This is a genomic window from Pseudomonas sp. B33.4 (assembly GCF_034555375.1).
Lineage (GTDB): Bacteria > Pseudomonadota > Gammaproteobacteria > Pseudomonadales > Pseudomonadaceae > Aquipseudomonas.
On the sequence record NZ_CP140706.1, the window covers coordinates 3,200,635 to 3,222,470 of the forward strand.

The following is a 21,836-nucleotide window of genomic DNA, read 5'->3' on the forward strand; positions in this document are numbered from 1 at the left end:
TTATTTTTTACTGTTCACCAGGAGGTGCCTGTGCTCGACAGTCAGCAGTTGCGCGACTTTCTTAAAAAGTCCGTTTCAAGTTCCGAAATCGGCGGCTCGAACCCTTACGTTTCCTCGGTATCCACCGGCCAGAGCGGGCTGTCATTTGGCTCGCTTCAGAATGATGTGGGCAATAGCAGCATCGCTAAAACGGCCTTTCGTGGAATCCTCAACGCCGAAGTTGCGCTCGGCGCGCTGACTCAGGCTCAGGCTGACAGCCTTTATTCAAAGGCCAGCCAGAAAATCATGCTCAACGTCAACGAGACGGCACTGGTTGACCGGGCTTTGTCGGCCCATCGCGATCTTGTCGATGAAGCCGACGCCAAACAGCTGGTGCTTATCGAAAAGTATGTAAACGTGGCGCTGGATGCCGCCGCCAACAACCCTAACGGGCCTGGCGGTTTGAACCGAAACGCCCTTGACCTGCAATTTGTTGCCGAGTTGGCCATGTGGGGGAACCGCACGGGTGGTTTGAACGCCACCGCCGAGTACCTGCTGACGGCTTCGGAGGTCAGTAGAACAAACTATGAGTCTTTTTATCTTTCCAATACCGCCCAATTCACCACCACTAATGAAGACTTCGGCCGCTGGCAGGAGCGTGTCGATGAAGCAACGCTTTCCGGGTTCTTGAAAGTAGCCATGGATGCTGCAAACAAAAACCTGATCAATCCGCTAAACCTGCAAACCACCATCGACTATTTCGGCGTAACGTCATCGGCTGTGTCTGGCGCCATCGATCAAAACGCCCTCAAGGTTTTACTCAAAGACATTACCAGGATTTCAATCGACGACATCAATGGTGTCGAAATTGATGCTGATGGAAATATCAAGTTGTCGATTCCGCTGTCGCAGGCAGGTGGTGGCAGCAGCGCTGTTTTATACAAAGGCAGCGGGATCGAAATACAAATAGCCGGGGTCACACTGATCGATGTGCCGAAAGAGGCAAGCGTGACGGTCGGCAAACAAAATGTGTCTGTCCAGCACAGCTATGGTGACCTGTCGGCTACTTACCGTTTGACCGCGCAAGGCATGGCTGTCGCCTGGAAAAATGCGAACGGTCTGTCTGTCGAGCAGACCTACGGTTTTGACGGACGACCGGCCAGCACGACCTGGACTCAAAACGGCAAAACCTTCACGGGGACTGACGCGGGTCTGGCCACTTATCTTTCCCAGACCTCTCAACAAACTATCGGACTGGCAACGGCAACGGCCATGCAGTCCCAACAAGCGCAAACCAGCCTTGTTTTCAACACACCTGCCGAGGGTGTCGCGATGGCGGCCGATAACGCGTCGTCGTTGAAATATCTTCAGCAGCGCCTGGCGTTGGCAGCTGTCTCGGACCGTTGGGCCCCCATCGCCCTGAGTGGCACGATTCCCTCGTCACTGATATTGGCATCCAGTCTGGCGGCGGCCGTTCAGCAAGCGATAACCGCTCAGCAACGCTGGAACACCCGGCCACCCTCGTTGTTCAACGTACAAGTCTTGAGTTATGGCAACGAGCCTCTGGTGCACAGTTTACCGCTGGTATTGGATCTGACCGGCAATGGCATCCAGTTGATTGCGCCTTCGCAAAGCAACGCGGTGTTTGACCATAACGCCGATGGCAGCAAAAGTGCGGTGGGTTGGGTAGGGGCCGAGAACGGCATCCTGGTGTTCGATAGCAACGGCAACGGCACTGTCGACAGTTCTGCCGAATGGTTCGGTGAGTCCTTTGCTGCGCCAGGCCAAACCGCCCAGGCCGGTCAGAACGGCTTCTCTGCTCTGGCGACACTGACTCAGGCGGGAAGCGCTGTATTTTCACGCGAGACCGCGCTGATCGATCCCCGGACCGGTGCCAGTTACTTCGATAGTGTCCAGGTCTGGGTAGACGCCGACCAGAACGGCATTGCGTCGCGCGGCGAACTGAAGACTTTGGCGGCTTTGGGAATTGCCTCCATTGATCTGCATTCGATCCATGATGGTCGGCAAGTGGCTGGCGGACTGATCGATTCGACAGCCCGGTTCACACTCGCCGACGGAACTCGCCGCGAAGTGGCGGATGTCGGCTTGAGCGAACAGCTTGCCAACAGCGCCACTAGCTCCGGACCTGTCAGTCCTGGCACCCTGGTATTTGCTGATTACGCGGCAAAAGGCTATGCCGCAATGGCGGCGGGCCAAGCACGCGGCGTAAATGCCGCGCTGGCAGCCAGGGTTCCGAATTTCTCGGCACAGATTGCAACATTGCAAAACTGGATGAACACGGCGCGCTCGCACACGTATCAGGGCTATCCCAACCCCTTGCTGACGGTGAAAGACCCCACGCTGATTACTTCGCATGCCGGGGAGAACCCGGCAGTGCAGCGTGGCAGCAGTGCCGGGAAAGATGTGATGGCGCTGATGCAATCGGGTTCGTCTTACTACAATGCGGTCGTTACCACTTTGCAGTCTGTCGATGCCGGGGCGACGGCACTCGCCAATGCCCAGAGCGCGGCTCTGGTCGCCAATGCGCTTTCCACGCCTGCATATCGTGCAGCGGCGCTGGCAAGTGCGGCATCGGCTGCGGCGTCCTGGGGTGCCGCCGCGACGTCTTATCTGGGTACCGCTGCGGCCTGGGCTACGTATGCCGCGCAACTGGAATACTTGCGTGCGGAATTGAATGTGCTGGTGCCGATCAACACGTCTTACACGGGGCATCTGGCGGGCGGCTATACCTTTTTCTCCCCCCAGGATGCCGGTTTCGCTGCGGACACCTTTGCCGCTTATACCGGTGTTCTGCAATTGTTCCGCGACTTGAAAGTCGGAATCGATGCGTCCTTGGGGGCTTTTGCACAGTCGGCGGGTTATGCCAAAGCCTATGCAGGCGTCAGCGGCAGTACGGTCGCGGTGGGCAACGCGTACAACCTGATCCTGGCAGGCCAAGGCGCTCAGCAGTTTCAACTCAACAGTGGCGTCGACAATGTTTTGCTCAGCCTGGCCTCCGGCCAAGTGACTCTGCAAGGCTTTCAAGCGGGCAGTGCCGGTGACCAGATTCAACTTCTCGGTTTGGGCGACGGCGCAAAAATCACCAGCCTTTCGACGGGGGTACGCGTCAGTACAGCGGACGGCCAGCGCTATGCCGACCTGCTCGGCGTGAACGCTGCCGAATTGAATCTGTATGCCAATTTCAGTGGTGTTCGTGCCATGTCGTTTGCCGAATTCAATCAGGCCGGGGTTCGAAGCCTGAGAGCCAACGGCTTGTTCGACGGCCAGGTCCATGTGAACGAAATTACCGCGTCAAACTACGGTGATACGTTGATTGGTGGTGATTGGGCTTCGGTTCTGCGAGGTGGAAGCGGTAACGACACCTTTGTGATCACCGGCGCAGGTTACTGGCTGGATGGTAATACGGGCACGGACTCCGTCAGCTATGCCGAAGCGAACGGTGCGATAAGCGTAAACCTGTCGACCGGCAGCGATAGTCTTGGCAGCACGCTTTACAGCATTGAGAACATTACCGGGTCGGCCTGGCGCGACACATTGACCGGCAGCACGGTCAATAATGTCCTGATCGGGGGCCGGGGCAACGATCGCCTGGTCGGTGCAGGCGGGAATGACAGGTACCTCTTTGATCGAGGCGACGGTCAGGACTCACTGCTTAACGGGGTATCAGCCAATGCGGGGCCCAGCTCCACTTTAGCGTTGCAGGCCGGTATCAAGGCGAGCGATCTGTGGCTAGCGCGGGAAGGAAACAATCTGGTTCTCTCGGTACTGGGTACTCATGATTAGGTTTCCATTCAGGACTGGTTCGTTGCCGACTATCGAAAACTGGCGTCGATCGAACTGAGCAATGGCCTGAAATTGAGCCGGGAGGCGGCGGAACTTGCTGTCGCAACGACAGCGGCGTGGCAACAGACCAACCCCGGGTTTGATCCAATGGATCCGGCGACCATTGCGCAGGCGCCCTCATTGGCGGCTTATTTCAGCACCGTAGTCGATGTGCCCTTGGTGCCCTCAGTGACTGGCGTGGCGCTGGAGACACGACGTCTTTACGAGTCAGGCAGCGTTCTTCAAGGCGCGACCCTGGCCAACGCCGCAGTCAATCAGTCGGCCTCGGCGGTGACCGCTTTGAACAACGCCAACGCGTCTGTCCGCGCATTGTCCGCTCAGGTGTCCTCGTTTTATCTGAATCCGGGCCTCAACAGTTATCGCTATCGAACGAACAGCGACGCCGAGACTTATGTCATCTCAACGGCCAATAATTTTGACTCAACCAATCCGTTGCAGGGACGTCCCGATTATGTGACGAGCTATGAACGGATAACCGCGCTCAATCCCGATGCTTTTTATATCCAGCAAACCATTGAAGTGTCCTCTCCGCAGTCGGTTACTGTCCCTGCCAGTCGCCTCGAACGAGGTGTTGGTGTGGTCAGTGCCTCTATAGCGGATCTGGGTTTGATCACTAGTTCCCTTTCAGCGACTACAACCGCCGGGCAGGCTGCGGCCTCGTCCGCCACCGCTCGACAATTCGCCTTGGGCCAGGCCATTGGGGCCAATAACGCACGCGATCAAAAAAGCATTCAGTCTGCCCGATCCGCGGCCGCAGCCTTTGAACAAGGCTTTGCCAACGCGATTTCGCTTTATCAGAACGCACTCTCGCAATTGTCTGTTGCAGCAGAAGCGGTGACCCGCAATCGCGATCGGTTGGGCAGTGTTTTGCCCGCCAACCGCTCGGTGACGACTCAACGATTTGTTCCAACCAACGTCTTCAAACCAAGCGAGGGCGTATGGGTCGATGTGGTGCAAACCGTACGTTATGACTGGGCTTCCGAGGTTGACAGAAATAAAGCGGCATCGATCCTGATTGCACAGGCTAACGCGCAAAATGCGTACGCCGCAGCGGCGGCCAGTCTGCAGGCCTTGCCGGCGGCTGTGGGGGCAATGCTTGGGTATGCCACTGCACAATTCGTGTCCGGGGTGAATGCCGCAGCGGTGGCCAGTGGCTCCGGTGGCCTGCTGGTGTCCGCAGCAGGCGCGGGGCACGTGCTGACGGGCGGAGCAGGGCGTGACACCTTTGTGTTCACCGACCTGCCAGGTGCAACGGGCCATCGAGTGAACAATTTCCAGGTCGGACTGTCGGGTGATCGACTCTTGCTGACACCCGGTTCTCAAACCCTTTATGTGGATGAAGATACCTCCGCGCAGACACGGTTGTCGTTCAGGCCAGGGGTGACACTGCTGACGCTGAGTGGTGTAGCCGTCAACAGTCTTTCTCTTTATGACAACCTTCTGGGTGTCAATACGGTGGATTTTTCAGGATTGATGCATGGCGTTGGTGTGAAGCTCGACTCGCTCACGCCGAGAGACTTTGATGGATTCACGCATGTGCAAAATATGTTCGGCAGCGCATTTGCCGACCAGTTGACGGGTGACAGCCAGGACAACCAGATCAGTGGCGGCGACGGCAACGACCGCATCAGCGGAGGTGCTGGCAACAATATCCTTAGCGGCGGTGCGGGCGTTGATACGCTGGACTATCGAACCGTGTCATCGGCCGTCGCCGTCAATCTGGCTTCGGGGACCGCACGTAACGGTGAAGGCGCAACGGACACCCTGAGTGGTTTTGAAAATGTCATTGGCTCTTCCTACTCCGACACGCTCACCGGTGACGCCGGTGCGAACGAACTGACTGGCGCGCAGGGAGATGACCGCCTGGAAGGAGGGGCAGGCAATGACACCCTGGCGGGTAACGAAGGCAATGATGTCCTGGTGGGAGGAAGCGGCAACGACCTCTACCGGTTCGGGCGTGGCGATGGCCATGACCGCATCGTGGAAAGTGACGCGACGGCTGGCAATCGCGATATCGTCCAGTTCGCGGCCAATATCATTGCCGAACAACTCTGGTTGCAACGAGTCAGCAATGATCTGCGGATGAGCATCATCGGGACCGATGATTACGTTGTCGTGGAAAACTGGTTTTTGGGCACGCAGTATCGAGTTGAAGAGTTCAAGACTGCCGACGGCAAAACGCTGACGGCGGCAGGGGTGCAGAAAATGGTCGAGGTGATGGCAGCATTGCCGTCGCCGGCTGTCGGGCAACTCAGCCTTCCCGCCACGCTCGCGACCGCATTGGCTGCAGCCTTCCAAGAAAACTGGACGGCGCCGAAAGTGCCGGGAATTACCAAAGAAGGGACCTCCGCAAACGATACCCTTGAGGGAAGTGCGGGAGACGATGTGTTGTTGGGCAAGGCCGGCGATGATTTATTGAACGGTTACGCGGGTGACGACACGCTCGACGGTGGCGCCGGCAACGACACGCTGAACGGCGGCTCAGGCGCAAACATCCTGATCGGCGGCGCTGGCAACGACATCTACATCGTCTCCAGCGCTGAAGATTCGGTGATTGAAACGGTGGATGGCGGCTCCGACGCGATCAAGTCCTCAGTGAGTTTTGTCCTCCCTGAATATGTCGAGTTACTGACCCTGACAGGTACCGATGCGATCAACGGAACTGGCAACGACAGCAACAACGTTCTCTTCGGTAACGCTGCTGGCAATACACTGCGAGGCGAAGGTGGCCTCGATATATTGAATGGTTTTGAGGGCGACGATCTGCTGGTTGGCGGCGCAGGCAATGATCGTTACGTCATTGCACGCGGAAACGGCAAGGATCGTATTGTGGAAAACGATCCGAACGAGAACCTCGACACGGTCGCGTTCACCAATTCAGTGTTGGCCAATCAGCTCTGGTTCAGACGTACAGGCGATGATCTGGAGGTCAGCATCATCGGGACTATCGATGGCGTGGTCGTCACCAACTGGTATCTCGGTGAGCGTTATCGGGTCGAAGCGTTTGTATCTTCCAATGGCGGCACGCTGTTGGCGGCGCAAGTCGAGACACTGGTTCAGGCGATGGCCGGACTTGCACTGCCGCCGCTCGGCCAGACAAACCTTTCGCCAGAAGTGAAAAGTGCTTTGCAACCTTTATTGGTCGCGGCCTGGAAAGGCGAGGTATATGAGCCGCTGGTGCTGACAGGAAGTGCGGGTGATGACAGGCTCGAAGGCAGCTACGGTAATGACACGCTTTCGGGGGGAGCAGGGCGCAATACGCTGATTGGCGGGTATGGCGACGATACTTACGAAGTCAGTACTGCGACGGATGTCATTATCGAGAAAGCGAACGAAGGAAATGATCACGTTCGTGCGGGCGTTTCTTTCGTATTATCCGAGAATGTTGAAAGGTTGACGTTGACCGGCAGCGCGGCAATCAATGGAACCGGTAACACCCTTGCGAACATTATGCTGGGCAATGGCGCCGCCAACATCCTGATGGGCCAGGCGGGTGACGATACCCTCAATGGCATGGCTGGAAATGATGTCCTGGCGGGGGGCACAGGCAGCGACAAATATTTATTGACCGCCGGCAGTGGGCGCGACCGGATCATAGAGACAGAGTCTTTCACCGGCGATGTCGATGTCGCATTGATTTCGGCCGCTGCCGATAATCTCTGGTTTCGCCGGGTCGACAATGACCTGGAAGTCAGCGTCATCGGCAAGTCCGATCAGTTGCTCATACAGGACTGGTATCTGGGCAACGAACACCATGTTGAACAATTTACGGCATCGGGAGGAAAGGTGCTGCTGGACACTCAAGTCAATAATCTGGTCACTGCCATGGCAGCCTTTGCACCTCCGGCAAGCGGACAAACAACACTGCCCGCAGCCTACCAGACAGCATTGGTTCCCGTGATCGCTGCCAATTGGCATTGACTTGCCTCAGCCACGGTCGCATCCATCAGCCAGCACCCGGCAGTTGAGACCAATGCTGCCGGGTGCTCAAACCGTCGATATCAGAGTGCTGCTTTTACCTGCAATCCGATCACCAGCGCATTGTCGATATCCTGCGCGGAAAACGCGCCCGGCTCGATGATGTACTGCACATTCGGGCGCAGGGTCAGCCAAGGCGTGGCCTGATAACCGTAACCGAGTTCGATCAATTGCTCGGCGCTGTCCAGGTTCGGGAACGCTGTGCCGTTATTCAATGCGGCGTCCTGCAAAACGTCACGGCTGCGCGGGTTCGGCACGGCGCGGCCGTAACCGAGAGCAACGGTGTCACGCGGACGACCTTCGAACGGTTTGTACAGCACCACGCCGGTGCCGTACCACTTGCTGAACGGCGAGGCTGCTTCGCTGGCCGCCGAGTACTGACCGAAAGCGTGCAGGCTACGGCCCTCGGAGGTCGGCGAGCTCCAGATCGCCTGATCGATCAGCAGGTAATGACCGCCGCGACCGGACACTTCTTTGTCACTGCCGATGCGTTTTACATCAGAGCTGTCGTAGTAGTAACCGAGCTTGTATTCGCCAGGCAGCTCACCCGCATGTTTGTACACCAGCTCGATGGGCACCACGGTGCCGGTGGTGTGTTTCGGGCCAAGGTGCCAGGCGCGACTGGAGTTGCCGTTGCTTTCCGGGTCGACGTTGAACGCCGCCACGCGCAGTTGCCAGGACGACGACAGGTCGTATTTCACTCGCACGCCGAGGCGCGCGTTGGGGTAGTTGGTCCAGCCGCTGCCGCCGGACATGTTCAGCGGATGGCCGCAGAAACCGGCGTTCATGAAGTTGCAGAGGATGCCGCTGTCGAGACCACCAAGGTCGTTGCCCATGGCCATGTAACCGAGTTTCACATTGAGCGCCGGGGTAAACAGGCTGCGCTCGTAACTCAGTTCGGTCAGGCGCGTGTACAGGCCGCCGTAGTTTTCCTGAATCGGCAGACGGTTGCCGACCAGATCTTCGGACGCGCTGTTGCCACGTCGGTCGTTGATGGTCAGCTGGACTTTGCCGGCGTTGTCGACGCCGTACATCTTGCTCAGATCGAACTGCACGCCGAGCTTGATGTTCTGCGAGTAGCGCGCCGAGCGATGCAAGCCGCCATCGGCGTTGTAAGCCATTTCGCCGCTGTAGTCGCCGGTGAATTTGATGCCTTGTTCATCCATCTGATGACGCAAGCCACCCCAGTCACCGGTCAGGGTGCTGCGGGTCAACAGATCAGAATCATTGTCGGCCAGCGCGGGGAGGGTGGTGGTGCATGTGAGGCCCAGCACCAGGCCTTTGAACAGGTTGGAACGGGAAAAACCAACAGCCGATAGCATGTAAATCTTCCTGCAGAAAACTTGAGCAATAGGGGAAAAGCAGCGCGGCACCCGAAGGTGCCGCGCTTTACGTGAACACCTCGGTTTACGGCAGGGCGTAAGCCATCACGTAGTCGCCGCGATCAGTCGACTGACGCGCACCGCCGGCGGTGATGACGATGTATTGCTTGCCGGTTTTCGGCGAAACATAGGTCATCGGGCCGCCTTGGCTGCCGACTGGCAGACGTGCTTTCCAGACTTCTTCACCGTTGCCGCTGTTGAAGGCGCGCAGGTAGAAGTCCTGGGTGCCGGCGATGAAGATCAAACCACCTTGGGTCGACAGCGTGCCGCCGAGGGTTGGCAGACCGATCTTGATCGGCAGGTGCATGCGGATGCCCAGTGGACCGGTGTCTTCAACGGTGCCGACCGGAACCTGCCAGGCGATTTTCTGGGTCTTCATGTCGATCGCCGTCAGCGTGCCGAACGGTGGTGCCTGGCAAGGAATGCCGGCCACCGACAGGAAGCGGTTCTTGTTCACAGCGTACGGCGTGCCTTTCAGCGGTACGGCGCCCATGCCGGTGTTCAGCGCTTCGCCACCGCCAGCGGCTTGACCCTTGTTCTGCGACGGGATCATCTGAATCCACAGACCCAGACGCATGTCGTTGACGAAGATGAAGCCGTGTACCGGGTCAGTGGAGATGCTGCCCCAGTTCATGCCACCCAGCGAACCCGGGAAGCTCAGCGATTTGTCCATGCCCGGCGCGGTGTACAGGCCGTCGTAGCGCATGCCTTTGAAGTCGATGCGGCAGAGCAACTGGTCGTACGGGGTTGCGCCCCACATGTCCGATTCAGTCAGGTGCTGAGCACCGATTTCTGGCATGCCCACCGATTTCGGCTGAGTCGGGGAGTACGGTTCGTTCGGGATGTTCGCTGCTTTGACCGGGACTTCTTTAACCTCGGTCAGCGGTTTGCCGGTGGCACGGTCGAGCACGTAGATCTGCCCGGCCTTGGTGCCGATGACCAGCGCCGGAATGCTTTTGCCGTCCTTGGTGAAGTCGATCAGGCTCGGCTGCATTGGCAGGTCGAAGTCCCAGAGATCGTTGTGCACGGTCTGGAATACCCAGCGCTCGTCACCGCTGGTGGCGTCCAGCGCCAGAATCGAAGCGCCGTAGGTGTGATCGAGTTTGCTGCGCTCGACACCATAGATGTCGGTGGACGAACTGCCCATCGGCAGGAACACGGTGTTGGTCGCCGGGTCGTAGGACATCGGCGCCCAGCTGTTCGGCGTGCTGCGCACATAAGTGCTGCCGTCGGCCGGTGCGTTTTTATCCTGCGGGTTACCCGGGTCGAAGGCCCAACGCATGGCGCCGGTCATCACGTCGAAACCACGGATCACGCCACCCGGCATGTCGGTTTGCACGTTGTCAGCCACGCGACCGCCAACCACCACGGTGGTGCCGGCCATCAGCGGAGCGGAGGACAGCTGATAGTAGCTGTCCGGGACGTTGCCCAGACCGGCCTTCAGATCAACCTGGCCATTGTTGCCGAAGCCCTGGCAGAACTCGCCGGTGTCCGCATCGACCGCGATCAGGCGGGCATCAATGGTGTTAGTCAGCAGACGACGCTGGCAATTGGCGGCCGGAGCAGGCTTGGCTTCGATGATTTTCGAATTGGCCGGCTGAGCGATAGCGACGGTGGCGTCGAAATAGGCCATGCCACGGCAGCGCTGCCAGACTTTCGACTGAGCGTTGATCGCGTTCTTCCACAGCTCTTTACCGGTGTCGGCATCGAGGGCGATCAGGTTGTTGTGCGGGGTGCAGATGAACACCTTGTTGCCAACCTGCAGCGGGGTGAGCTGATCTTCAGCACCGTTGCCATCACTCTCGGCGACGTCACCGGTGTGGTAGGTCCACGCGACTTTCAATTTGTCGACGTTGCTGCGGTTGATCTGGTCCAGCGCAGCGAAGCGGCTGCCACCCTCGGTATTACCGTAGTGCGCCCAGTCCTTTTGCGCCTTGTCCGGCTCGACCGGGGTCAGGCCTGGGCCAGTGCCGGTTGCCGCCACGGTTGGATGGGCGACAAACATATTGCCGGCCGCTACAACCACGCCGACCGCCAGCACCGCAGCCACGGCGTAAGCGCCGCGACCCGCAACACTGCCGTTGGCACGCTTGAGCAGCGGATAGACCAGCGCCACGACCAGACCGATCACACTGAACATGAACAGGCGCGAGAACACCGGCCAGAACACCAGGCCGGCATCGCTCACTGCCCAGATCGCGGTGCCCACCAGAAACGCGGCGAACAGCCACGCACCAGCCAGCTTGAAACGCGCGATCAGCAGACCGGAAACGGCCATGACCACACCGCCCACCAGGAAGTACCACGAGCCTCCCAGGGTGACCAACTTCACGCCGCCAGCAGCGAGCGCCAAGCCGAGCAGGGCGATCACGACGCCCAGCCCGACGAGAATGAATTTTGAGATGCCTGAGAGGCGTTGACTCTGCTTCACGTTGAGTGTCCCGTTGAAATGAGGAACGCATTATATAATTAGGTAACTATCTAGTTAAATCACAAATTCGGTAATAAAGCGTTGTTGGTCATTCAATAACGCCTTTGAGCCGAGGCTGGCGCACTCAGAGGGTTGAAAAGTTTTTCTAAATTTCAGCAATGTGTGATTGTTTTGCCAGGAAAGCTGTTATTTGTGACAGATGCGGACCTGGCCTCACCGCGTAGATGGAGTAGGCTCGCGACTGACGGACGGAGTTACAGACGTGGAGTCGGCTATAGGCACGTCCTGAATACATACGGTTAAGCAAACGTTGGGGAGAACAACTGTTGAAGCTTTATGAAAACGTAGCCATCGGAAATTTTTTATACGGTTTGGGCTTCGCCATACGCTCCGGTCTGGAGGGCAAAACAACGCCATTTCCAAGTGTAGTGAACCTTTTGCAACAGACACCCGCAGACACGGCGTTAGGCGATGTTCTGTTGACCTTCCCCGGGGTTGTCAGATTGATCGAGTTCAAGGCTCAAGGTGCGCGAATGCAAAAAGAGCAGCTTCGCCACCGTGCACTAATGGCGGCACTGGAAAAAAACGATGAGATGAGGGCCACGTCTAAACAAATACATTGGTACGTAGATGTAGCCGCATCTTCGGAAGTGGATAACCCTTTACTGGTGCGCGCGGTTCCCTACGTTGAAGCCTTGGGCACCGATGCACGTGTGGCCCAGGGTATGGAAAACTTTATCCGACAGACTGCAAAACAGGCTCTGGTCCCGACTCCAGAGACTTCAACTGAACGGGCTCAGCGATATCTGGCCCTGGTGCGAATGACTCAAGGAAAAGAAGACACCGGTACCAGCGGTTTACTGCTGGTGTTGGGTGGCGGTGGAGCCCTTCATTTTGCGCAACTCAGGGACATAACGGACCTGGATTTACCGCATCGCGAGTGGCTTGTTGATTACGAGAAACGGAGTATGGGTTTGGCCGCGCGCCTGGAGCGGGCAATGCCAGATGTGGCCGAGAAAGAAATGGAGTATCAGGCACCTGAGATGGATTGGGAGCCATAGACCGTCCTGCTCGTGTCCCAATATCGCCGTCACATGTTTGAAAAAAACGCGTACCAGGAGTCCATCGTTGAGCGAGATTTCATTGAAACACCTTCAAGAACTGGTCAACGCCGCTCAGGCGATCATGGCATCTGCTGAACACGACCGGGAATCAGCAGCAAAGTTGACTGCGCAGTTGCAACCGCTGGCTGAAACCGTGCAACAGAGCATTCGAAAGATTCCGGAAACGGTCAAGCAGTCACTAAACGAGATCGCTGAAGCCACTGCAAAGAAAACCGCACAGTCATTGCGGGAGAAATTCGTGGAGGCTGACAAGGTGGCACGTTCGGTCACGGCGCGGTATCAAGAGCAAAGCCGTCACCTGACCAAAAGACTCTGGTCAGGGATCATCGCGACTGTCGTCATCGTCCTGGCAGCCCAGGTGTTTGCCGTGTGGCTGCTGGTTCCGACGCTGGATCAGATCGCAGAACGTCGGCTTGAGGTGGCCGAGCTCGAACAAAAACTGGCGGCACTGAATAAGCGGGCCGCGGGTGCAGACCTCGTTGCATGCTCACACAACGATAAGCCGCACCTGTGCTTTCGTACCGACGAAAGCGGTCCTGCCGGTGCATTAAAGCGCGAAGGGGGAGAAGAAACCTACCGGGTGATCTGGGGCTATTGATCGCCGGCTTCAGTTCAGGATCAATCAGAGGCCCTGACGGCTTCTGATCAACTCATAAGCCCGGCGCACCAGCGGGTTCACGGTGTTGGGGCGGATCCACAGGTAATAGGTCACGTCCGGCAACCGTGGCAACCCGTCGGTTTCACCCAGTACGCGCATGTCCGGCCCGAGCATTTCCATACTCCGCGCCGTGACGCCGAGACCCGCGCGTGTCGCCGCTTTGATTCCGATCAGATTGGAAGCCAGATACGCCTGACGCCATGGGATGTTCGCGCGTTCCAGCGCTTCCAGTGCGTAGCGTCGATAGATGCTCGGCTCGTCCACCAGAATCAACGGCAAGGGTTCGCCGGGGTTATGGATGTACTGCGCCGAGCAAATCCACCACACCGGCGAAGTGCGCAGGGCGAAGCCTTCGAGGCTGGCGTCCTGGCGGGTGGAAATGACCATGTCGATCTTGCCGCGGTGCAAGTCTTCCATCAGAAACGGACTGCGACCGACGTCGATCTCAAGCCGCAGGCGCGGGGCCGAGCGGGCGATGTGGCTGAGCATCGGCGGCAGGATGGTATCGGCGATGTCGTGGGGCGAGCCGATGCGCAACACGCCGCTCAGAGTGCTTTCGCGCAGACCATTAAGTGCTTCGTCGTTGAGCAAAAGCATTTGCCGTGCATTGCGCAACAACTGCATTCCAGCCTCGGTGAGTTGTTTTTGCCGCCCGCGCTTCTCGAACAGACTCACGCCGACCAGTTGTTCCAGGCGCTGCATGTGTTGGGTGACCGACGACTGCGTGCGCGCCAGTTGTGCGCCGGCCTCGGCAAAACTGTGGTGATCCACAACAGCAATAAAGGTGCGCAGCAATTCGAGGTCGAGGGTCGATGATGTCGACATGGCCATTCCTGTTGGCTGTTTTATATCAATACGGCAACGCTAAACATTACAGATGTTGATGTGTTTCTGTCGATGGGTTGAATTGATCAATCCAGACTCCCAGTAAACCCAGGGCTCAAAGGCTTATACCAAAAGTCGCAATACGCCGAGTTATAACGATATTAGATATTTGAATTTCCGTTACACCTGCGCGGTACATAGGATGCCCTCATACAGATCGGGGTACGCCGATCAACCATCTGGGGGAAGTTCATGTTGCTCAAGCGCACGCCTGTTAAACAATGGTTGCCCGTGGTAATGGGCGCTCTGATCGCGCTGGCCGGCAGTGCGAGTGCCCATGCGGATGCGACGCTGGAGAAGATCGAGCAGCGTCATCAGTTGGTGGTCGGCGTGTTGCTGTCCGGTGGCCCGTTCGGCGGGATTGATCCTGCCACGCAGAAGCCGCGAGGCCTGAACGTTGAGCTCGCGCAGGAGTTGGGCCGTCGCCTCGGCGCTGAAGTGCAACTGGTGCCGGTCCTGCCCGCGAACCGCGTGCAGTTTCTCCAGCAAGGCAAAGTCGATTTGCTGATTGCCAACATGGAGTGGACCGCCGAGCGCGGCGAGATCCTCGGCTTCGTACCGACGCCGTTCTATCGCGTCGGTGGCACCGCCGCTGTACTCAAGGACAGCAAGATCACCCGCTGGGGAGATCTGAAAAACCAGGCAGTCTGCACCTCGCAGGGCAGCAGTTACGTCAAGCCGCTGACCGATTTGGGCGTGGAGATCAAAGCCTTCAAGAGCTCGTCGGAATCGTTGCTCGCCCTGCGTGGCAACAACTGCGTCGCGGCGGTGCATGACGCCACGCTGATCAATCCGCTGCTCGCCGACTCCGCCGAATGGCAGGGCTATCGAGCAATCAGTCCCGAACTCAACCCCGCACCGTCGGTGATCTGGACCCGTCGCGGCGAAAGCGACACCCAGGCCAGGCTCGATCCGATCATCCAAGACCTGCATCGCAGCGGCTGGCTGATTGAAGCCCAGACCCGCAACCACATCACCCCCGCATCACCTGCGCTGGTGGAACTGCAAAAGCAGTTTCAAGCCAACGGCGCCTGATCGCCCACGTTTTCCACGGTCCATCGTGCTGCGCGATGGCCTTGCAAGGTAGTCGTGCATGAACCGTCATTTTTCCGCAAGAAATCTGCTAACCCTGTGCCTGGCGGGGTGTGCCGGTATGGTCGCCAGTCTCGCCCAGGCCGATGCGACGCTGGACAAGATCGAGCAACGCCACGCCATCAGCGTCGGGGTGATTCTCAGCGGCCCGCCGTTCGGTACGATCGAGCCGAAGACCGGCGAGCACCTGGGCTACAACGTCGAACTGGCCAAGGGCATTGCCAAGGCACTGGGCGTCGAAGCCAAAACCGTCTCGGTGCTGGCACCCAATCGCGTGCAGTTCTTGCAGCAGGGCAAGGTCGACATCCTGATTGCCAACATGCAGTTCACCGATGAGCGCGCCGAAATTCTCGATTACGTGCCCACGCCTTACGAGGAGGTCGGTGGCGCGGCGTTGATTCGAAAGGGTGCGGGCATTACCCAATGGGCCGATCTCAAGGGCAAACCGGTGTGCGTGTCGCAGGGCAGCAATTTCATCAAGCCTTTGCAGGAAACCTACGGTGCCGAGATCAAGGCGTTCCGCAGTCAGTCGGAATCGCTGCTGTCGCTGCGCGGCAATGGTTGTGTGGCAGCGGTGCATGTCAGCCCGACCATGCATGCATTATCAAGCGATGCCGAGTGGTCCGGTTATGAAACGCCGCTGCCGAACGATCTGATTCCGTCCAACTCAGTGATCTGGCTACGCAAGGGCGAGCACGATACCCAGGCAAAACTCGATGCCATCGTCCGTGACTGGCACCGCAGTGGCTGGCTGATCGAACTCGGCGAGCGCACCGGCATGGCACCGTCGCAGGCCTTGCGTGACTTGCACGAGCAGTACCGCAATGCGGCGCCGTTGGCGGCGCAATCATGAGCCGGGCATTGTTCGAAGCGTTGCAGCAACTGCTCGGCGCCAACCATGTACAGAGCAGCGAAGACGCGGCGGCGTACCTGACTGACAAACAGGGCCGGTATGTCGGGCAAGTCATTGCCGCTGTACACCCGGCAAGTACCCAGGAAGTCGCGGCGGTAGTGCGTGCCTGCGTGGCACGGGACACCCCCATCGTGGTGCAGGGCGGTAACACCGGTCTGATGGGCGGCGCCACGCCGGACGCCAGTGGTTACGCCGTTCTGTTGCTGCTTGATCGCCTGAATCGGGTGCGCTCGGTGGACACCGATAACGACACCCTGACCGTCGAGAGCGGCTGCATTCTGCAAAACGTTCAGGACGTTGCCCGTCAGGCCGGACGCTTGTTCCCACTGAGTCTGGGCGCCGAAGGCAGTTGCACGATTGGCGGCAATCTGGGCACCAATGCCGGCGGCACTGCCGTGTTGCGCTACGGCAATACCCGCGAACTGACCCTGGGCCTGGAAGTGGTGACCGCTGAGGGCGAAATCTGGAACGGTCTGCGCGGTTTGCGCAAGGACAATACCGGTTACGACCTGCGCGATCTTTTTATTGGCAGCGAAGGCACACTCGGCATTATCACCGCGGCGACGCTGAAGCTGTTCCCGTTACCCAAGGCGCAAGCCACGGCGTTGCTGGCTTTCGACTCCCTCGCTCAATCGGTGACATTCCTTTCCCATGCACGCGCTGGTTTCGGCGCCAGCCTCACGGCGTTCGAACTGCTCAGCGCCGAGTGTCTGGCGTTGTTACGCGAGCAGTTTCCCGAAGGGCCGCAACCGTTTCTCGGCGTCAGTCTGCCGTGGTTCGCCTTGCTCGAACTGTCGGATAACCACAGCGAAAGCCATGCGCGCGAAGCGTTTGAAGAGGTGCTCGGCGAAGCGTTCGAAAACAGCTTGCTCGCCAACGCATTGATCGCCGAAAGCCTCGCTCAGAGCGAAGCGCTATGGCTGCTGCGGGAAAACATGAGCGAGGCGCAGAAGCGCGCCGGACGCAACATGAAGCACGACATTTCGGTGCCGATCTCCCAAATCGTGGCGTTCGTCGCGCACACCGATGCGTTGTTGCAAACGCATTTCCCCGGCGTGCGTCATTTCACCTTCGGTCATTTGGGCGACGGCAACCTGCATTACAACGTGGCGCACCCGCTGGACTCGACCGTCGAGGCGCACATGGCCAACTACGCCGCATTGAGCGAGCTGGTCCATGACAGCGCCCATGCCCACGGCGGTTCGATCAGCGCCGAACACGGTATCGGTCAGCGCAAACGGGACATGCTTGAACGCTATAAAAGCCCGGTCGAGCTGAACCTGATGCGGCGGATCAAGCAGGCGCTGGACCCGAAAAACCTGCTTAATCCCGGTAAAGTCGTGGAGGTGATTGCGCCATGAACCTGCGCCTGTCCCGACGTGTGCAACGCGTCTCGCTGTCGGCCAATGCCGCCGCCAAATCCCGCGCGACTGAATTGCGTGAGGCCGGTCGCGACATTCTCGACCTGACCACCGGCGAGCCGGATTTCGACACCCCCGAACACATCAAACAAGCCGCCTATGCCGCCATCGCTGCCGGGGCAACCAAGTACACGCCAACCCCCGGCGTGAAAGCCTTGCGCCTGGCGGTGCAGCGCAAACTGCAACGAGAAAACCGTCTCGACTATCCGCTGGCCGACATCGTGATCGCCAACGGCGCCAAGCAGATCATCTTCAACGCGTTCGCCGCGACCCTGGATGACGGCGATGAAGTACTGGTGCCGACACCGTATTGGCCGTCGTTTCCGGACAGTGTGCGGTTCAATGGCGGCGAGGCGGTGTTTATCGCGTGCGGACTTGAGCAGGGCTGCAAGCTCAGCGCCGAGCAACTGCAACAGCACATCGGCGAACGAACCCGCTGGCTAATCCTCAACGGTCCCGGCAATCCGAGTGGCGCGGTGTACAGCGTGGCTGAGCTGCAAGCGATCGCTGCCGTTCTGCGCCGTCATCCGCAGGTGCTGATCCTGTTGGATGAACTCTACGAACACATTCGCTTTGACGGTCAACCGGCACAGAGCCTGCTCAATGTGGCGCCCGATCTGCAAGCGCGCTGTCTGCTGGTCGGCGGCGTCTCGAAAACCTACGCAATGACCGGTTGGCGCATCGGTTTCGGCGCCGGCCCGCAAGTGCTGACTGAGGCCATGGCGGTCGTGCAGTCGCAATCGACTTCCGGTGCGTCCTCGGTGGGGCAGGCCGCCGCACTGGCAGCTTTCGACGGAGGCCTGGATTTCTTGCCGGAACAGGTGGCGGCTTATCACTGGCGTCGGGATTTGCTGATGAACGCCTTGCGCGACATCGACGGCCTGGGAGTGCTTGAGCCGCAGGGCGGTTTCTTTGTGTTTGTCCGCTGCGCCGGTCTGCTCGGGCGTTATCGCCCGGACGGTGTGCGCCTGAACAATGACGCGGATGTCGTCGCGTATTTACTGGATGAGGGTGTCGCGGCTGTGGCGGGCAGTGCTTACGGCTTGTCGCCATGGTTTCGCCTGTCAATCGCCACCGCGACCGACAACGTGGCTGAAGCCGGGCGCCGCATCGCTCATGCCTGCCGACAATTGCGGGGCGCCGCATGAATCACTGGCTGGAAATGTTCGTCCACTGGACCGCCGGTTTCGGTCTCAATTACAGCTTCCTGCTCGACGCCTATCAGCGCGGCACGTTGGCACAGGGCGCATTGACCACGGTGTGGCTGTGCCTGTTGACCATCGTCGGCAGCTTGCTCGCCGGTATCGGACTGGCGGCAATGCTGACCTCAGGCAAACCGTGGCTGGCCAGACCGGCGCGGGTATTTGTCGAAGTCACCCGCAACACACCGACGCTGGTGCAGCTGTATTGCGCGTTTCTGGTGCTGAACATGTTGTTGACCCAAGCCGTCGGCGCGGCGAATCCGCTGACGCCGTTCGCCTGGGTGGTGATCGTGATCTCACTGCACAAAGGCGCTTTTCATGCCGAGGCGTTGCGCGCCGGCATTGAGGCCGTGCCCGCGGTGACGCTGGAGGCTGCCAGCTCTCTGGCGTTCAACAGCCGTCAGTTGTTGTGGAACGTGCAACTGCCGTTGGCTCTGCGTTTTGCCTTGCCGTCACTGGTCAACAACCTGATTGATCTGGTGAAGATGACCGCCGTGGCCTCGGCGATTGCCGTCGGCGATATCACCTACGCGGCGATCATGATCTGGACCCAGAGCGACAACGTGCTGGAGCTGATGATTCTGATCCTGAGCTTTTTCGGCCTGCTGAGCTTTACCGTCAATTGTATGGGGCGCTACCTCGAAGCGCGCCTGAGGATGCCCGGCTATGGCCATTGAATCATCCGTTGCCGCGCCGCTGACCTGGCCGCGTCGACACCTCGGCAAGTTGCTGCTGGCGGCCGGTACTGTGCTCTGGCTGGTCTACTTCACCCCACAAAGTCCGGTGCTCAAAGCGCTGCTGCAATGGTCGCCGGCGCTGGCCACAGGCTTTGCGCAGAACATTCTGATCAGTCTGGTCGCCATCGGCCTGGGATCGGTGCTGGGGTTGCTGGTGGGCGCCCTGGCCTTGTCGCCATTGCGCTTGCTGCGCCTGCCGGCGCGAATCTGGGTGCAGATTTTCCGCAATGCACCGTGGCTGGTGTTGATCTACTTCACCACTTACGTGTTTCCGTTCGAGATCCACATCGGCAGCACGTATGTGTCGTTCCCGGACTGGGTCAAGGTGACCATCGGCCTGGCCTTGCCGGCCAGCGCCAACGTTGCGGAAATCTTCCGCGGCGCGATTGCTTCGATCCCCAGCACCCAGTGGGAAGCCGCGCGTTCGCTGGCCTTCAGCCGAGGGCAGATCTTTTGCTCGATCATCCTGCCGCAATGCTTCAAGCGCATGTTGCCGCCGTGGATGAACCTGTATGCCGTCATCACCATGGGCACCGCGCTGGCCTCACTGGTGGGCGTACACGACGTGATTGATACCGCGCAAATCGCCAGCAACACGGTAAACATGACCGGTTTTACCGTGGTGATTTACCTGAGTCTGCTGGCGTTGTTCTTCGCCTATTGCTACCCGATTTCCCGTCTCACCCAACGCCTGGAGCGACGTTATGCCTTCTATTGAAACCGTCGCCGAGCCCCTGATCAGCCTGCGCGATCTGCACCTGTCGTTCGGCAGCAACCCGGTGCTCAAGGGCATCGATCTGGATGTCCATCGTGGTCAGGCGGTGTCGATCATCGGCCCGTCCGGCTCCGGCAAATCGACCATTTTGCGTTGCATCACCGGTCTGCTGCAGCCGCAGCGCGGCACGATCCGCGTGGGCAACACCGAGGTGCACACATTGGCTCAGGAGGCCCAGCGCATCGAATTGCGCAAGCAGGTCGGGTTTGTCTTTCAGCAGTACAACCTGTTCCCGCACTTGTCGGTGCTGGAGAACCTGGTGATCGCGCCGCGCAAAGTCCTGGGCCGCAGCCGGATCGAGGCGGAAAAAGAAGCGCGTGCCTTGCTCGCCAAAGTGCGTATGGAGCACAAGGCCGATGCCTTTCCCGGGCAACTTTCCGGTGGTCAGCAGCAGCGCGTGGCGATCGCCCGGGCGTTGGCAATGCGCCCGGAACTGATTCTGTTCGATGAAGTGACCTCGGCCCTCGACCCGGAAACCGTTGGTGAAGTGTTGACGGTGATTCGTGAGCTGACCGAAGAGGGCATGACCTGCGTGCTGGTGACCCACGAGATGCGTTTCGCCGAAGAAATCAGCGACATCGTCTACTTCACCGAAAACGGCGTGATCGTCGAACACGGCAGCGCCGCAAAGATTTTTCAACACCCGGACAGCGAGCGCACGCAAACCTTTTTGCGCCATGCCTTGGGCGATCCGGGGCGCCGTCCTGTCGTCGCCAACGACCCCTATCTGCTGACCAATCTGGGTCGCTACAGCCTGTCCGTCTGACACCGAGGAGCCCGTTCATGAGTACCGAAAACCGTGCCGCCGTCGTTGAGGATTTTCTGCAGAAAATCCGTGTGATCAATCAACGTGGCGTCGACCGCGCCGCGCTGGCAGAAATTGTTGTCCTGCTCGAAGACCTTGCCGAGCGGCGTGATCTGTTCAACTTCGAGGCATTTCCCGCACCGGTGCCGGGGCAGGGCAGCACGGCGTTTCGCTACCGTCTGAATGACGATGGCGACACACCGACGCTGTATCTGAACTCGTTGTTGCCAGGCAAGAGCACCATCCCCCACAACCACGAAACCTGGGCGATCATCAGCGCCGTCGAAGGCGAGGAAATCAATTACGTTTACCGTCGCGATGACGAAGGCCGCGAACCGGGGTTCACCACGTTGAACTTGCAAGAAGAGGTGATCGTGAAGCCCGGCGTCTCAATCGCATTTCTCGGTGAAGACCTGCATGGCATTCGTGTCGAAGGCGAGCAGGCCACCCTGCATTTTCACCTCTACGGTTTGCCGCTGGAGTCGCTGAACGGCCGTTATGGCGTCGAAGCCGATGGGCGCATTCTCAATTACAACGCCTCGCAAATGGCGCCGTCGATCAAGGCCTACGCATGATCGACATCGCGGCCA

General features: G+C 59.0%; 15 protein-coding genes. 12 read left to right on the forward strand and 3 right to left on the reverse strand.

Features of this window, described 5'->3' with window-relative positions; translation table 11 throughout:
* Positions 1-30: 30 nt before the first annotated feature.
* Positions 31-3,783 (forward strand): calcium-binding protein, encoded by a 3,753-nt coding sequence (locus U6037_RS14040; RefSeq protein WP_322847194.1) that lies wholly within the window; start codon positions 31-33, stop codon positions 3,781-3,783.
* Positions 3,784-3,930: 147 nt separating this feature from the next.
* The gene (locus U6037_RS14045; protein ID WP_322847195.1) at positions 3,931-7,764 is read left to right on the forward strand and encodes a calcium-binding protein; all 3,834 of its coding nucleotides are present in this window, start codon (positions 3,931-3,933) and stop codon (positions 7,762-7,764) included.
* 80 nt (positions 7,765-7,844) lie between these two features.
* Here the strand turns inward: U6037_RS14045 and U6037_RS14050 are convergent, their stop codons facing one another.
* On the reverse strand, positions 7,845-9,143 hold the full coding sequence (locus tag U6037_RS14050) for a carbohydrate porin (protein WP_322847196.1): 1,299 nt from the start codon (positions 9,141-9,143) through the stop codon (positions 7,845-7,847).
* 85 nt (positions 9,144-9,228) lie between these two features.
* Complete coding sequence (locus tag U6037_RS14055; protein WP_322847197.1) at positions 9,229-11,634, reverse strand: glucose/quinate/shikimate family membrane-bound PQQ-dependent dehydrogenase; 2,406 nt, start codon at positions 11,632-11,634, stop codon at positions 9,229-9,231.
* A gap of 326 nt (positions 11,635-11,960) precedes the next feature.
* Here U6037_RS14055 and U6037_RS14060 point away from each other — a divergent pair, with 326 nt between their 5' ends.
* Both U6037_RS14060 and U6037_RS14065 read left to right on the forward strand, forming a co-directional pair.
* Positions 11,961-12,695, forward strand: coding sequence for a hypothetical protein (locus tag U6037_RS14060; protein WP_322847198.1), 735 nt, complete (start codon positions 11,961-11,963; stop codon positions 12,693-12,695).
* Positions 12,696-12,762: 67 nt separating this feature from the next.
* Positions 12,763-13,356, forward strand: a complete 594-nt coding sequence (locus U6037_RS14065; RefSeq protein WP_322847199.1) for a hypothetical protein — start codon at positions 12,763-12,765, stop codon at positions 13,354-13,356.
* Positions 13,357-13,380: 24 nt separating this feature from the next.
* On the opposite strand, the gene U6037_RS14070 is transcribed toward U6037_RS14065, so the two are convergent.
* On the reverse strand, positions 13,381-14,241 hold the full coding sequence (locus tag U6037_RS14070) for a LysR substrate-binding domain-containing protein (protein WP_322847200.1): 861 nt from the start codon (positions 14,239-14,241) through the stop codon (positions 13,381-13,383).
* 252 nt (positions 14,242-14,493) lie between these two features.
* Here U6037_RS14070 and U6037_RS14075 point away from each other — a divergent pair, with 252 nt between their 5' ends.
* From U6037_RS14075 to U6037_RS14110, 8 genes are read left to right on the forward strand one after another with little or no spacing between them, the layout of a single operon-like run.
* Positions 14,494-15,336, forward strand: coding sequence for a transporter substrate-binding domain-containing protein (locus U6037_RS14075; RefSeq protein ID WP_322847201.1), 843 nt, complete (start codon positions 14,494-14,496; stop codon positions 15,334-15,336).
* A 58-nt stretch (positions 15,337-15,394) separates the two neighbouring features.
* Positions 15,395-16,246: a transporter substrate-binding domain-containing protein gene (locus U6037_RS14080; protein WP_322847202.1), complete on the forward strand. Its 852-nt coding sequence runs from the start codon at positions 15,395-15,397 to the stop codon at positions 16,244-16,246.
* On the forward strand, positions 16,243-17,667 hold the full coding sequence (locus tag U6037_RS14085; protein ID WP_322847203.1) for an FAD-binding oxidoreductase: 1,425 nt from the start codon (positions 16,243-16,245) through the stop codon (positions 17,665-17,667). Before U6037_RS14080 ends, U6037_RS14085 begins: the two co-directional genes overlap by 4 nt.
* A complete protein-coding gene (locus U6037_RS14090) occupies positions 17,664-18,875 on the forward strand; it encodes an aminotransferase class I/II-fold pyridoxal phosphate-dependent enzyme (protein ID WP_322847204.1) in 1,212 nt (403 codons plus the stop codon). The genes U6037_RS14085 and U6037_RS14090 overlap by 4 nt, the downstream gene beginning before the upstream one ends.
* The gene (locus U6037_RS14095) at positions 18,872-19,606 is read left to right on the forward strand and encodes an amino acid ABC transporter permease (protein WP_322847205.1); all 735 of its coding nucleotides are present in this window, start codon (positions 18,872-18,874) and stop codon (positions 19,604-19,606) included. Before U6037_RS14090 ends, U6037_RS14095 begins: the two co-directional genes overlap by 4 nt.
* The gene (locus U6037_RS14100; protein WP_141125684.1) at positions 19,596-20,384 is read left to right on the forward strand and encodes an amino acid ABC transporter permease; all 789 of its coding nucleotides are present in this window, start codon (positions 19,596-19,598) and stop codon (positions 20,382-20,384) included. Before U6037_RS14095 ends, U6037_RS14100 begins: the two co-directional genes overlap by 11 nt.
* Entirely contained in the window at positions 20,371-21,207 is an 837-nt protein-coding gene (locus U6037_RS14105) for an amino acid ABC transporter ATP-binding protein (protein WP_141125683.1), read from the forward strand. The genes U6037_RS14100 and U6037_RS14105 overlap by 14 nt, the downstream gene beginning before the upstream one ends.
* Positions 21,208-21,224: 17 nt before the next feature.
* Positions 21,225-21,821 carry a cysteine dioxygenase gene (locus tag U6037_RS14110; protein WP_322847206.1) on the forward strand — a complete coding sequence of 199 codons (597 nt, stop codon included), beginning with the start codon at positions 21,225-21,227 and terminating at the stop codon, positions 21,819-21,821.
* Positions 21,822-21,836 lie beyond the last annotated feature (15 nt).